The organism is Bacillus sp. FSL K6-3458, assembly GCF_038005045.1.
Lineage (GTDB): Bacteria > Bacillota > Bacilli > Bacillales > Bacillaceae > Bacillus > Bacillus altitudinis.
Genome location: NZ_JBBOSI010000001.1, coordinates 3,660,411 through 3,675,294 on the forward strand (window position 1 = coordinate 3,660,411; position 14,884 = coordinate 3,675,294).

Genomic DNA, 14,884 nt, shown 5'->3' on the forward strand with positions numbered 1-14,884 from the left:
GAATATCAGTAACATTTCAGAACCCTCAACATGACTAAAAGACTATTTTCGACAAAAATAGCCCTTTTGTCATATACAGCTTTCGACATCTGATCCATCTATGTTTTTTCCAATAAAACAAGTTTTTTTATCGTGTATCAAATATTTTATCTATCAATAAAAACAGGCCTAACGGCGCAATTTACATACAATCTATTCTAATTTATCTTGAATATTCTTTAATTGGATAAAGGTTGTTTTTTTGTCATTTTATATTGAATTTTTTTCTTATTTTCTTAAAAATTGTTAATTATTGGTTCACTTTGTTAAAAAAAACAAGGCAAAAGTCTTGCTCCAAAATTTGATGTTTTCTGCTCTTTTTATGGAAAAAATTCTTTTTATCGAGTAAGCGATTACAATTGAGCAAAGCCATTTAAAGGGGCGTGCGAGTATGTTACGATTGAAATCGAGTGTTTAAGAAAGAAGGGAAAGCTTTTGAAGCGGGAACATCTTTTACGTTGGTTTTTTTATTTTGTTGGATTGATTGTACTTGCTTTTGGACTATCGCTGACAGTGAAGGGAAAGATCCTTGGCATTGGTCCGTGGGACGCTTTTCATTATGGACTGTTTCAGCATTTTGGTTTAACCATTGGACAATGGTCGATCATTATTGGTGCACTGATTGTGACACTGACATCTGTTTTCACGAAATCTTTTCCAAAGATCGGCGCCCTTCTCAATATGGTGCTGATTGGCGTGTTTATTGATTTCTTTAATGCAGTATTACCTGCACCACATGGGTATTTACCTGCTTTATATGTATTTATTACGGGCGTGATTGTGTCTGGGTATGGCGTTGGCATTTATGTCTCAGCTAATCTTGGCGCCGGGCCAAGGGATTCATTAATGCTGCTCATCTCAGCAAAAACAGGGCTGAACGTACAGTGGGTTCGAAATGGTATTGAGTTAACCGTGCTTCTATTTGCATGGATGCTCGGCGGCCCGATTGGCATTGGAACGATTCTGACGGCCATCTTTACTGGACTCGTCCTTCGCTTTTCATTGCCACAATCGACACGGCTCTTGCAGCTGCTCATTACAAAAACAGCGGAGAAACCTGTTCAAACCCTTACCCGATAAGAACAAGCCATTCTACTAAAAGAATGGCTTGTTTTGTGCTAAACTAAATAGACGCAATATTCTTAAAACAGGAGATGATCCTCTGATGCAGCTTTTCCATTATCATTACTGGACACCATTTGTTGAGGAGACGGAGCAGGCGTACACTTCATTAGGCTTTGAAGTAAAGGGTCGTTTCGCAAAGGAAGGTTCCTTTCCTCCTCCGCAGACATGGGATTATTTTAGAGAGAAGAAGCCCTCTTTCCGAATCATTGAGATGAGAAAGGGACAGATCAATATCACATTTGGTTATAGTAAAAAAGTCCTTTTTGATCACATCGGCTTTCTAGTGACTGATGATGAATATGATCAGTTGCTGGTACAAGCGCAAAAGAGAAACTGGGCAATCCAGACCGGGGAGCGAAGAACGTTTCTTTCTACACCAATGCGCTTAAGGCTTGAATTGCAGCGGCGGACAGATGTGATTGAAACTGGTGAAGAAGCAATTGCCGAGATGACGATCGCAGTGCCTGATTTGACTCATACACCTGCGGTCGATCAGTTGCTGGACGGTTTGACACAACCTATTCATTGGAAAAAGGGAGAACGTCTCTCTTTACTTGAAGTGAAGATGATGGATTCTCATGGGATGAATACGACCGATCCAAACGGTGTTCACGTCTTCAAACAAGGATAAAAAGCAGCGAGATACGCTGCCTTTTTTATGATTGTTTACGGATTGGAATCCAAATCAATGTCACATGATCTGGAGAATGTATCTCTCCATCTAAAGGGTACGTTTCCATCTCCATTCCCCCAGCATGCTCATATCCTGAGGCAGGAAACCATTCTGTGAAAATACGTGTCCATGTTGAATGCACAGCGGTTTCGACAGGCCCCTTTGCCTGAAATACAGCCCACGTACTGGCCGGAATCTGCTCGACTGTCATGGTCGAATCTGGTTGTTCCTCACCTTGCTCAATCCCAATGATATAGTCAAATGTTTCAAGCGTTTCATCAAAATGCGCACATACACCGATATATCCGAGTTCTCCAGCTGCATGAGCCAGTGAATCCGTCCATCCTTCTTGATTGACACGCTTCCAAAAGGCGGGAATATCCTGTTTGTTTTGGCTATTCTTTGTTGTTGTCTTTAGTCTTCTGCCCATGATTGAAAATGAATCCTTTTCCACAATTCGATAATGCATCGGTTCGACTCCTTTTATTTGAAGTTCGAAGGAGAGACGGGGATAGGCTTTCACTGTATACTCGCCTGTTTTCACTGCTGCCGGTGTATATCCGTGATGCCGCTTGAAGGCTTTCGCAAACGACTCTGGGGTTTCATAGCCATACTTCACCGCCGCATCAATGACTTTCACTTGCTTGGTCATGAATTCTTCTGCCGCAAGGGTTAATCGTCTTTTGCGAATATATTCTGCTACTGCAATTCCCGTCAGCATATGGAATAGCCGCTGATAATGAAATTTAGACATACAGGCGGCCTCTGCCACTTCTTCGATCTGCAAAGGCTGATCCAGCCTCTCTTCCATATAATTGATACTATCCATGATTAAGTGAATCATTTTTCCCTCTCCTTCCTTTTCCACTATATCGAGAACTGCCCGCACCTTCCTGTCATTTTGTGCTTTCATTGAACAGGATGTCTGTTTCTCTTTTGCAGAGGTTCATCCAATGGTACAATAAATGTAAAAAATTGAGGTCCGTTATGAAGATTTTCGCTATTCAACTACAACCTTTAGATGATAAAAATGCACGAAACCAAATAGAACAGCTGAAGCCTTTTGTGTCACTTGAAAAACGCGCCGCCGCTGAGCGCTTTCGTTTTTTGATCGATGCAAGAAGAACGCTTTTAGGTGAGGTCCTGATTCGTCACATCATTCATGAGATGTACGCACTGCCTATGGAACAGATCATTTTTGAAACAGAAGGGAATGGAAAGCCTGTTGTCCGGCAAATTCCTTCTTTTCATTTTAATCTTTCTCACTCTGGTGATTGGGTCGTGGGCGCAGTAGATGATGCGCCTGTTGGCATTGATATTGAAGAGATTAAACCGATTGATTTCGCCATTGCCAAACGATTTTTTTCAGCTGACGAATATCAAGATTTACTCTCACAGCCGGCAGAACGGCAGGAAGCCTATTTCTTTCATTTATGGTCCATGAAGGAGGCTTTTATCAAGCTGACAGGGAAGGGAATATCCTATGGTCTTTCATCCTTTACCGCTCGCTTGTCAGAGGATGGACAGGCTACTTTGAGATTACCTGATCACGAAGCCCCTTGCGTTGTCCAAACATATTCACTTGATCCTGCCTACCAAATGGCGGTTTGTACAAGAAAACCTGCTGCGGCTGAGCACGTCGAGATACTCACTTGTGAGAACATGCTATCTCGCCTTAATAACGTGTGATTTGTTGAAGTGATGACTTTAGCAAATCGACGCCTCGTGCGATTTCCTCTTCTTTTACATGCCAAATGTTCAGTTGAAGTATAGGCTCCTTTTGATAAGTAGAAATAAAATGGCGGTCGATCGGCTGAACCATCACAGAAGCCTTTTTTAGCTGCTGAATGAGCTGATTCATCGGAATGGACCGGTCGACACGAACGTGGGTATGGGTAGCTGGCTCCTCTTCTCCCAGCGCATAAGCGCCTTGATCATTTTTCAAACAGGCCACAAGTTGTTTGGATCGAGCTCTATAGGTCGCCTGCATCCTTTCTCTATGACGCTCAAACATCCCGCTTTTCAAATAAATTTCTAAAGCAGCCTGCGAGAGCATCGAGCTGTCGATATCAATAAGCCGTTTATGTTCACTAAAGGGGCCAATCAGCTCGTTTGGTAAGACGACAGCACCTGTTCTAAGCCCCGGAAAAATGATTTTTGAGAAGCTTTTTAAATAAATGACCTTCCCCGCCTGATCATATGAATAGATCGGGTCTCTTTTTGTATCGAATTCTAAATCAGCCAAATAATCGTCTTCAACGATGTAGACATCATATGCTTCGGCAAGGGCTGCAATCGCTATTTTTTCTTGTTTCGACAGACTCGTTCCAAGCGGGTTTTGAAACCTTGGCATCGTATAGAAAAAGCGAATATCCTCCTCTCGGAAGATACGCTCCAATTCCTGAAGATCGAGTCCTTTTTCCGTCCGCTGAATCCCCCGGACAGGCAGCTGGTTTTTCTCTAAGTATTGGAGGAATAGGTGATAGCCTGGCTGTTCGACCAATATGGTCTGTTTTCCATTTGGAAACGGGATGGTGCTTAAAATCGATAAAGCCAGCTGAATACCAGAAGTCATGACGATCTGTTCTGGAGAGGCAAACACTTGATAATCCGTTAAACGCTTTGAAATGATTGGCAGTAAAGATGGTAATCCATTGGTGGTGCCATAAATAAATAAATCATTTTGATACAGATCAATCGCTTGATTGATGCAGTGCTGAAAATCGACATACGGAAACACAATGGGATCAGGCGCAGAGGAAGCAAAATCAATCCATGTGCTGCCCTTCTTAACGGCTGACTGATTGGTTTTCACGACAAAATAGCCACTTCTTTCTACAGAGTACAGCAAGTGTTCACGCTCTAATGTGTCTAGTGCTTTTATGACAGTGCTTTTGCTCACAGCATATTGAGCCGCTAAGTGACGAATGGATGGAATTTTCATTCCAGCATTGTATTCACCGCTCTCGATTTTGTTTTTTATATTCAACACAAGCTGATCATATTTTCTCACAGTACTACCCTCCTTGTACCGGTACAGATATGAATAACTCTTATTGTACACTTTACTTGATCCGTTTACGATAAAAAGACAGAACCGGTCAATTCAACTGAAGCATGCATGCTCGTGTAAGGAGAATTCTGATGGATATGTCAAAACAAAAAGCGTATGCTGCTTCGATCGCATACGCCTGTATTATTGGTTTTTCATTCTTGTTTGTCAAAGTGGCCTTAGCATCAGCGAATCCAATTGATGTATTAGCACACCGATTTACTGTTTCTTTCGCAGCCGCTCTTTTGTTATTTCCATTTTTACGAAAAAAGTACCGTTTTTCCATTCAATGGCGTGATCTCATTTACATTGTGCCATTTTCCTTGCTTTATCCTGTGTTGTTTTTTGCATTTCAAGTGTGGGGGCTGATGTTTACCTCTTCATCAGAGGCCGGCATTATTCAGGCGACCATCCCTATTTTGACAATGGTGCTTGCAGCATGGTGTTTAAAGGAACGCCCTACCTCGATTCAGGTGCTGTTTACCATTCTTTCTGTGTCCGGGGTGATGCTCCTCTTTGTGGTGAAGGGAATTGATGTGAAACATTCTCATCTCATTGGTTATGTGCTGATCTTACTTTCAGCCTTATCATCCAGTGCCTATAGCGTATTTGCCAGGGTGATGACACGGCGATTCCATGTCATTGAACTGACTTTCGTGATGACATTCTTTGGATTTGTCTTCTTTAATGCTGCTGCTCTCATTCGGCACTCGGTAAATGCTACACTACCGCAGTTTTTCAGTCCGTTTACGCAGCCATCCTTTGTATGGTCTATGCTCTTTTTAGGCATTCTCTCTTCACTGCTCACAGCGTATTTATCAAACTATGCTCTTTCCCACCTTGAAGCAGCAAAGGTGAGTATCTTTAACAATCTTTCTGCTTTCATTACCATTGCCGCTGGCGTCCTTATTTTACATGAAACGATTGATATGGTTCACCTCATCGGGGCTGTGCTCGTTATTGGCGGAGTGATTGGCGGGAATGTGGTGAGGAAGGGGAATTCATAAAGAAAACGGCCCTCGTTTGACGGGGCCGTTGTTTTCTTTTATTGGCTGATGAATTGCCTTTTTGTTGTCTGCTCAATGACATGCCTCATATGTTCTGCGAACTGCTCGAGGTGTGTGTTGATATACATGTGGCCTCCTTCGAAATCAGTGCGTTCGATGGCGTTTGCCCATGTTAGCCAGCCGTCTGCGTCTTCAATACATTTCTTATCTTGCTTTCCGTTCAATAAATAAACGGGTGATTCAATGATTGTTTTGTCTGTGTGCTGGAAGGATTCTAATGCTTGATAGTCGGCACGTAAGGATGGTGTAAAGTAATCCATCATTGGCTTGTTCTCTAACAATTCTTTTGGAATCCCGCCCATTTCAGCAATATGCTGAACAAATGCTTCATTCGATAAATGGGTCAATATTTGTCTTTTGGTTTGCGGCGGCTGAATGGCAGAAATGACAACTGCTGCCGGATCGATGCCTTCCCTTTCTAGCAACTGAGTCAGCCTGTACACCACAAGTCCGCCCATGGAATGTCCGAACAAAATAAATGGACGGTTTAATTTGCCTGTCAGTCCTTCTTTATACAATTCAGCCAGCCGGTCAATGCTTGTTTCAAGCGGCATGAGGTTCGTTCCATGACCCGGAGGTTCTGCTGCTGTCACTTCGGCCGTGTCCTTCAGCTGTTCAAAGAGCGGACGGTAAGAGGCGGAATATCCGCCTGCAAAAGGAAAACAAATAAGCTGAATGAGATCTGATTTTTTTTCAAAGGTTTTAAATAATTGGTTCATACGTCCTTACCCCTTTACGATCGTTTCAAGAATCTGCGCAAGTTGATCTGCCTGCGGTCTTTTCATCATGGTCACATGGTCGCCTTTTATTTGATAATACGAGCACGTTTCTCTCGTGTAAGCTTCCCAATCGGCAAATTTCTTCTGGAAATCTGTGGCGTGATCGCTGCTTTGTATAATATAAAACGGCACAGAGAATGGGTCTTTTTCTAATTCAATGGCTTGTGACATGATGGTGTTATGAGTCTGCATTTGCAAGTATTTATCTAAATAGTGATCATTCATAAATTGATGAACGACTTCATCCTTTTCTGCTTCTTTGAGAATTTTCTGCTTCACTTCTTGGAAGCTGAGCCCTTGTAATGCTTCTGGTTTGATGCCGACGAGGTTCCCCATACCTAGGACGAGGGCCAGCATTTTCACTTCTTCTTCGTTCATATCGGCATGAAGCGCTTGATCTGCCTCATCTCTTAATACCGGAACCGTATCTAAAATGATCAATCCTTTTGGCGCTTTTCCTGCATGACAGAGTCTCTGATTCATTCCGTAAGCAAGATGTCCGCCCATGGAATGCCCTGCCAAATAATCAATGCCTGGTCGATAGAATGTTTCAATGGCTTCAATAAAAATGGTGACAAGCTCTGTATAATGAAGGAATTGTGGTTCTTCATCCTCATACAAGCCTGGAGACTGCAAGGCGTAAACAGCTCCTTCATGTGTCATGAGCTTGGCCACATCGATATACCCCATCACCGTTCCACCAGCAGGCGGTGCAAAGAAAATTCTCGGTTCAGCCAGATCCCCTTTTTTCAACTCGATCACATAGTCTTTCGGCGCTCTTTCGACAGGCTCGCCTGTTTCTGGCACTGTGTCCAAATATGCCGCTAACTGCGCTGGCTCTGGGTGCATGAAAATCCATTTCGGATCAACACGGTCACCCTTTTCTTTTAATTTGGCAACGGCTTGAATACTCATAATGGAATCTCCACCTAAATCAAAGAATGAATCATGAATTCCTACTCGTTTGACACCAAGCACTTCACTGAAAGCTGTCACAATCAGCTGCTGTGTTTCTGTTGCCGGTTGATCGTCTTCATGTGAGGAAGAGACTGCGTCTGTCGGCTCCGGCAATGCTTTTTGATCGACCTTCCCATTTGTTGTGACAGGAATTGCGTCAAGTACGATAAAGTAACTTGGAATCATATAGCCTGGCAGGCTTTCCTGTAAAAATGCTTTCCATCCGGGAACAGGCTCTCCCCCATCTGTGACAAGGTAGGCTGCCAGCCGTTTTGAGCTGCCGTACGTTTTAGCAATGACGGTACATTCTTTTACTTGTGGGTGTTTGAGCAGGGCTGTCTCAATTTCTCCACATTCAATTCGGTAGCCTCTAATTTTGACCAAGTTGTCTTTTCGGCCAAGGTATTCAATACTGCCATCAGACCGCCATTTCCCTAGGTCACCGGAACGATACAGTTTGTCCCCTTTTAATGCCGGGAATGGATTGTCAATAAACCGCTCCTGCGTGCGCTCTGGGTCATGCAGATATCCTTTTGCCAGCCCTGTTCCGCCGATATAGATTTCTCCTTTGACGCCTGTAGGTACTGGATTGAGATGATCATCTAGTATGACAACCGTTGAGTTGGCGACTGGCACACCGATTGGCACTGATCTTGCATCCTCGGGTACGTGTGTGACTTGATAAGTGGTCGCTAATGTTGTGTTTTCTGTTGGACCGTAAGCATTGATCAGCACACCCTTCATATGTGGCAATGCCTTTCGTGCATGCTCACTAGACATGGCTTCTCCGCCAACGAGTAATGTACGGTATCCAGCCACACTTTTTGGATCATGCTCAATCAGCCGGTTGAATAATGCAGTTGGCAAACAGTTGGCTGTGACTTGATGCGTTTTGATTAAACGAGTTAATTCGTCCATATTCAGAGCAGCATATTTCGGGATCAGAACCAGCTGACCGCCATTGAGCAGCATTCCCCATAATTCAAAGGTAAAGGCATCAAATGCATAGTTAGACAGCTGAAGCATTTTATCTTCTGAACCAAGCTCAATATAGTTTGTTTCTTTCACTAAGCGGACCACACCTGCATGAGGAAGCATCACGCCTTTTGGTGTGCCTGTTGAGCCTGAAGTGTAGTTAACATAGGCAAGCTGGTCTTCTCCTACAATCGATTTTTCCCTTTGATACACTGCGTCTGTTTCTGGTAACGGCTTGTCCATTTCAATCTTTGTGCCGCTCAGATCGTCTAAACGATTGATCAGATGCGACTGGGTTAAGATGATATCGCTTTGTGTATCGCGAACGATCAGACCGATGCGGGCATCTGGATACTCAGGTGACATCGGTACATAAGCAGCACCCGACTTGACGATCCCTAGAACTGAGACCATCATGTCAAACGAACGATCAAACAGCATCGGGACAAGTGAACCTGGTCCAACGCCCTTTGACTGTAAATAGGCAGCCAGTTTTGTCGCTTTCTCGTCTAAATCTTGATACGTCATATGCTCTTCCATATAAGATACAGCAATCCGGTGCGGGTCACGCTGCACTTGTTCTTCAAATAATTCTTGCAGCGTACGCTTTGGATAAGGCGTGTCAGTTTGATTTTTCCCTATGATCATGGCATTCTGTTCTGTTTTGTCCATGACGCAAAAGTCAGCAAATGTCCGTTCAGGCTGAGCCGTCATGCCATCTAACAGATTGAGATAATAATTCATCATACGGTGGATCGTTTCTTGCTCAAATAAATCCGTATTATATTCCACATGGATAGACAGCTTGTCCTCCTGCTCAAATACATGCAAGGTGAGATCAAATTTAGAGACGGTATGATGGACCATCACTTGTTCCGATGTCAGTCCTTTTAGGTTGATATCCAGCGAATCAGTGACATACCCCATGGCGACTTGGAAAATTGGTGAACGACTTAGGTCTCTATCCATTGAAAGGTCATCCACAAGCTTGTCGAATGGATAATGCTGATGCTCAAAGGCTTTTAACGTCATTTCTTTCACCTTTGCCAGTAAATCGGCAAAGGTATCGGCTTTTGAAACGTCCTGTCTCAGCGCCAATGTATTGACAAACATGCCGACCAGCTTCTCTGATTGTTCGACATCACGCCCAGCGATAGGCGATCCAACAATGACATCTGTTTGTCCAGACAACTTGTGAAGCAGGACATAATAGGCTGACAACATCGTCATAAATAGTGTTGTCCCCTGCTGCCTCGACAAGGCATGTAAACGACGAACAAGCGGTTCATCTATCACGATTTGTTCTGTAGCCCCATTAAATGTTTGAACCGGCGGACGAGGACGGTCAAACGGGAGCTCTAATACCGGCAACTCTCCTTGTAACGTTTCTAGCCAATAGCTCTGAGCCTCATGGTGGTTCTTTAATTGCTCATTCTCCCAATGAACATAATCGGTCCATTCAATCTCAAGTGCAGGTAGCTCAGGCGTTTTCTCTAATAATAGCGCACCATACACGACTTCTAATTCTTGAATAAGCAGGCTGAGCGACCATGCATCGGAAATGATATGATGCTGCGCACAAAGCAAGTAATATTCCTCTTTCCCCATATCAACAATTGTCCATTGTGCAAGCGGTCCCCGTTCTAAGTCATAGATGCGGTTCGCCTCTTGCTGGATCAGCTGTTCCAATCTTCTCGCTCTTGTTTTTTCATTAAATAATGAGAAGTTCGCAACGGTTACTGATGGCGGAAGATCTTCACGGATGACTTGAACCGGCTTGCCGCCAATGGTTTGAAATGTTGCGCGCAGTGCTTCATGACGTTTTGTTAAGAGACCGATCGCCTTTGTTAACGTTTGGATGTGTAATTGGCCCATCAGCTTCCAAGCACCTAATATATTGTAATGATGGCTCTTTTCTAATGTAGATAAGAACCAAATTCGCTTTTGAGCGTGTGACAGTTCATAGCTTGTTCGTTTTTCCAGCTTTGGAATGCTGGCTTCCTGAATAGCTGGTGCTCCATTGATGTCATCGACCATTTGTGCCAAGTGTGCCAGATTCTTGCTTTCAAATAATATTTTTAGCGGTGCCTTTATTGAAAACTCATGATTAATACGAGAAATCGTTTGAGTGGCCTTTAATGAATGTCCACCAAGGTCAAAGAATTGATCCTCTTTGTACACACGATCGACTTCTAAAATATCCTCCCAGATGGCCGCAAGCACCTGCTCTGTCTTCGTTTCTGGCAATTGCTTTTCAAACGGCTGTGCGTGTTTGTGATGGAACTGTTTGAGGGCTTCGTGATCAATAGAGCCATCTTGTTTTTTCGGTATATCTTCCACTTGCCTGATGTCCCATTTCCCCTCTATGATTCCTGTGATCTTGTCAGCATCCACTTCTTTGCCTGATTGCACCGTATAGTACAGTTTCTTTTCAAAATGTGGTATCGGTGCTGGTTGAAGATGTTCAGCGATTTCTTGATTCGCCCCATCTAGGCCAATAAATAGATGCGCTTCATTCAGCCGAACACCTAGACATAATGAATGGAGTCCTTGTTTTTTTCCAATCAATTGAAAGCCCTTGCGAACGGTTAACGCAGCCCCAGTATGTCCCTTAGACAAACCAAGATTATCCCACATGCTGAAATTCAACGAAATCGCTCTTCTTCCCTCATGATAGGTAAGAGTATGTGCGAGTCCATCTAAAAAGCTGTTCGCCGCAGAATATGCGCCAAATGTGGTGCCGCCAAAAAAGCCATTTACTGATCCAAAAAAGACGAGTGGAACTGACGGATCATGCTTGAAGGCTTCTTGCAGCACCCAAGCACCATCTGCCTTCCCTGAAAGTTCTTTGACGAAATCTTCTTCTGTTGTATGAGCCAGTGTGTACGTATCCACATGCTGAAAGTGCTCAGATACATTGCCAGCACCGGCTAAATGAAGCGCTCCTCGGATCGACTGTCCGAAATGCTTTTCTGCTTCATAAATCGCCCGCTCGACGTCACATAAATTCGTCACATCGGCTTGTACATAAAGAACGTCTCCCTGATCTTTCAGTTGTGAGAATGACGCCTCTTTTTCTCTGTCTTCTTCAAGGGATGTTCGTCCAATTAACACGAGCTTCAAGCCAAATTGGAGCATTTGCTTAGACAGTTCAAATCCAATACCGCCAAGCCCGCCAGTCAGCAAGTACAAGCCTTCATATTCTAAAAACCCTTCTGTCTGAGGTGCCGTCATCATATTCACTTTTTCCAGCTTTGGTACGAGGCGCTGGTCATGCCGGTAAGACACTTCTGCTTTCAAATGAATCGCACCTAGTTCGTCCGTAATATGCTTGGCATCCTGTTCCACATTCTCCGCTTCAATATCAAGGTGAGACACTTCTGCCCCTTCCCATTCTTGCGGGATGGTTTTTAATAATCCGGCAAGAGACGTTTTCTCCACATGAAGCTCATCTTGCGGTTTTACAAATTGACCACCTTTTGTGACAACAACGAGACGCATCGGCTCTTTATTTGCTTGTCTCAATGCTTGATACAAATACAAAATGGATTGGCTAGTGCTTGCATTCAGTTCTTTGAACTGCGCAGGGCTCGCAATCATCTCCCTGTCTGATACATTCCACAAGTGGAGCATACGGTCAATTTTTAATTCATCGGCTTCAAGCGCCGCCACAAGCCTGACGTAATCCCCCTTGATTCGAGGGTTCATCTGATACATCCCTTTTGACAGGCGTAAAAATTCATAACCCTTTTTCACAGAAACATAAGGCAGGTTCATTTGTTCAAATTGTGTATAAAGCGATTGATAAAGCCCTTTTTCATCCTCAAATACGAGTACATGATCAGTGGATACTGGCTGAGATGGACCGATATTCTCTTTTACCCAAATACGTTTAAAGAACCAATCTGGGAGGGTTTGTTCATTTTCCGAAGCAAGATCAAGTGCACGTTCAATGTCATGAAATACCCCATCTTTCAGTGCCGCACCTAGTTGGGCACGTTGGATTTTTCCGCTTTCTGTTTTCGGAAATTGGTCTTTTTTCACCGGAATGATATGGTCAGGTTCGATTCCCATTTTGCGAATGATGCTCTCTCTAATCTGCTGAATCATTGTGATTTGATCCTCTATCGAATCCTTCTGCGTGACAAAAAAGATGGCGAGTGTGTCATTACTTGATTCGGGATTGTAAATGCCGTAAGCAGCGGCAAAGGTGACTTCAACCCCCTCAACTTCTTCCACAACGGCTTCAATTTCGTAATTCAAATAGTTCGCTCCGTTGATGACGATGATATCCTTTTCCCGTCCTGTGAGGACTAGGCGCCCTTCATGAATAAATCCTAAATCTCCTGTATGAAACCAGCCGTTTTCCGCAAATACTTCTTCATTGGCTTCCTCATTTTGATAGTAGCCCATCATAATCGTTGGACTCTTCACCTGCAAGCGGCCGACTTGATCTTCTGGCAGCACTTGGTGATGCTCATCGACAATCCGAATCCATACAGAAGGGATGGGTGCACCGACTTCTGTAAAAGTCATCTTGTGCGGATGATCGTGCGTCACATATTGAATCTCACTTGTTAATGAGGTCTGATCAATGGTCAGTTGTCCACCCTGATCATCATGACGCATGAATTCTTTTGACTGGACAATGGCTGATGATGTTTCTGACATGCCATAAGCCGGCACCATCGCATGGCGGCTTAATCCGTGCTCACCCATGATGTGCATGAAACGCTGCGTCACTTTAGGAACAACTGCTTCGGCGGCGTTCATGATATAGGTCAAGGTGGAGAGATCCCAGCTCCCTTTGAGAATGTCGTCTTCATATTCATTCATCATCGCAAAGGCAAAGTTTGGCGCCCACGTCCTTGTGACACCGTATCTTTCTACCCAATCCAGCCACACCATCGGCCGTTCGATAAATTGATCAATGGATGGACTAATTTGCTGGCAGCCGAGGTAGACATCATGGACATGAAACATGACAATGCCACCTACATGATCAAGCGGCATCCAGTTCATTGATACATCCTCATGCGTGAAACCATTTGCCTGCTCAAAGGAAATGATTCTAGATAAAATGCTTTGATGGTTGTGCCGGATACACTTTGGCACACCCGTACTTCCTGAGGACAGCAGCTGAAGCACAGGCTCATCCGGCTCTGGTTCATAATGCTGTTCATCTGGGTCACAGGCAAGTAATGTTTCGATTGTTAAAATCGGAATCGCTTTTGCTTCAAACGTTTCTCGCAGCCCTGCAATGTCCTCAGCACTCGCTTCATTTGTAATAATGAATGGCTCATTTTGAAGCTGAAATACGCCCTTGAGCTTGTTCACACCTTGATTCATTTCATCATACACAGGTGGTACAGAGACTGGGGTTGGAATGATTCCACCGAGAATACAGCCCCAGAATACCGTGATAAAATCTTGATGGTCTTTCAATTGAAGCAGCACTTGATCGCCGTTTGAAAGTCCGGCTGCCCTTAATCCAGATAGGACACGTTCCGCTCCTGTGAGTAATTCCGGGTAAGTCTGGATCACCTCATGACCGCCTTCTTTGAGATACGTGACTCCGCGATTTGGTGACATAAAGGCGGCTCGGATCAATACCTCTGTCAATGTGACTGGTGTACCTGGTTTTCTGATCACATCACCTCCATAAACAAGAGCTGGTGGTTTTTCTTGTACGGAGGATTGTATGGTTTGACTGACTTCATCTTTTGAAAACGATTCGTTTCCATTTGTACGCTGTCTATCTGGGAAGAGGTCATCTAAATGATAGGGTGTTTGTTTTTCTGTCTGTCTCTCTATCAAAACGGCTGCTTCCTCTACTCCATCTATGGCTTTCGTGCGCTCTTCTATCTTTCTTCGTTCCTCTTCATCTAGTACGTTAATGGCAGGCAGCGCCTCGGTATCGACCGCTCCACTTTCTTTTCGCGGCAAGGAAGGGACGAGGACGAGTGCGGCTGGCACTTCATCAGGATGAAGTGGTCCTTTCATCAAATCCTCTCTTGTCAGCGAAGGGTCCTTCGCCTGTGCAAACAGCACAAGCGATAGGCCTCCTTCTTGATTTTTCTTCGGGATGAGCGCACATTCCTTTAGTGGAAAGTGAAGCATGAAGACTTTCTCTAATGCTTTGAGATCGATTCGTTTTCCATTGATCCTGACAATATGATTTGCTGCATTTCCTTTTCGTCTTCTAACTAGCATTCTT

At 44.0% G+C, this 14,884-nt stretch carries 8 protein-coding genes; 4 read left to right on the top strand and 4 right to left on the bottom strand.

Annotation, left to right across the window (positions count from 1 at the left end):
- The first annotated feature begins 474 nt into the window (after window positions 1-474).
- On the top strand, window positions 475-1,119 hold the full coding sequence (locus MHH23_RS19375) for a YczE/YyaS/YitT family protein (protein WP_007498187.1): 645 nt from the start codon (window positions 475-477) through the stop codon (window positions 1,117-1,119).
- Between the two features lie 85 nt (window positions 1,120-1,204).
- Complete coding sequence (locus tag MHH23_RS19380) at window positions 1,205-1,795, top strand: hypothetical protein (protein ID WP_113767205.1); 591 nt, start codon at window positions 1,205-1,207, stop codon at window positions 1,793-1,795.
- 25 nt (window positions 1,796-1,820) lie between these two features.
- Here the strand turns inward: MHH23_RS19380 and MHH23_RS19385 are convergent, their stop codons facing one another.
- Window positions 1,821-2,666, bottom strand: a complete 846-nt coding sequence (locus MHH23_RS19385; protein WP_285711907.1) for an AraC family transcriptional regulator — start codon at window positions 2,664-2,666, stop codon at window positions 1,821-1,823.
- A gap of 158 nt (window positions 2,667-2,824) precedes the next feature.
- On the opposite strand from MHH23_RS19385, the gene MHH23_RS19390 reads away from it, so the two are divergent.
- The gene (locus tag MHH23_RS19390) at window positions 2,825-3,526 is read left to right on the top strand and encodes a 4'-phosphopantetheinyl transferase family protein (protein WP_096880992.1); all 702 of its coding nucleotides are present in this window, start codon (window positions 2,825-2,827) and stop codon (window positions 3,524-3,526) included.
- Here MHH23_RS19390 and MHH23_RS19395 read toward each other — a convergent pair.
- A complete protein-coding gene (locus MHH23_RS19395; RefSeq protein WP_113767207.1) occupies window positions 3,513-4,850 on the bottom strand; it encodes an aminotransferase-like domain-containing protein in 1,338 nt (445 codons plus the stop codon). The two genes, MHH23_RS19390 and MHH23_RS19395, sit on opposite strands and share 14 nt — an antisense overlap.
- 131 nt (window positions 4,851-4,981) lie before the next feature.
- On the opposite strand from MHH23_RS19395, the gene MHH23_RS19400 reads away from it, so the two are divergent.
- The gene (locus tag MHH23_RS19400; RefSeq protein ID WP_024720178.1) at window positions 4,982-5,896 is read left to right on the top strand and encodes a DMT family transporter; all 915 of its coding nucleotides are present in this window, start codon (window positions 4,982-4,984) and stop codon (window positions 5,894-5,896) included.
- Between the two features lie 38 nt (window positions 5,897-5,934).
- Here MHH23_RS19400 and MHH23_RS19405 read toward each other — a convergent pair whose 3' ends face one another.
- Both MHH23_RS19405 and MHH23_RS19410 read right to left on the bottom strand, forming a co-directional pair.
- Window positions 5,935-6,675 (bottom strand): thioesterase II family protein, encoded by a 741-nt coding sequence (locus MHH23_RS19405; RefSeq protein ID WP_160758155.1) that lies wholly within the window; start codon window positions 6,673-6,675, stop codon window positions 5,935-5,937.
- A 6-nt stretch (window positions 6,676-6,681) separates the two neighbouring features.
- Window positions 6,682-14,880 carry an amino acid adenylation domain-containing protein gene (locus MHH23_RS19410; protein ID WP_340960093.1) on the bottom strand — a complete coding sequence of 2,733 codons (8,199 nt, stop codon included), beginning with the start codon at window positions 14,878-14,880 and terminating at the stop codon, window positions 6,682-6,684.
- Between the last annotated feature and the right edge of the window lie 4 nt (window positions 14,881-14,884).

Coding starts and splice junctions, on each gene's coding strand:
- MHH23_RS19380 (WP_113767205.1), top strand. CDS start 1,205: ATGCAGCTTTTCCATTATCATTACTGGACACCATTTGTTGAGGAGACG.
- MHH23_RS19385 (WP_285711907.1), bottom strand. CDS start 2,666: ATGGATAGTATCAATTATATGGAAGAGAGGCTGGATCAGCCTTTGCAG.
- MHH23_RS19390 (WP_096880992.1), top strand. CDS start 2,825: ATGAAGATTTTCGCTATTCAACTACAACCTTTAGATGATAAAAATGCA.
- MHH23_RS19400 (WP_024720178.1), top strand. CDS start 4,982: ATGGATATGTCAAAACAAAAAGCGTATGCTGCTTCGATCGCATACGCC.
- MHH23_RS19405 (WP_160758155.1), bottom strand. CDS start 6,675: ATGAACCAATTATTTAAAACCTTTGAAAAAAAATCAGATCTCATTCAG.
- MHH23_RS19410 (WP_340960093.1), bottom strand. CDS start 14,880: ATGCTAGTTAGAAGACGAAAAGGAAATGCAGCAAATCATATTGTCAGG.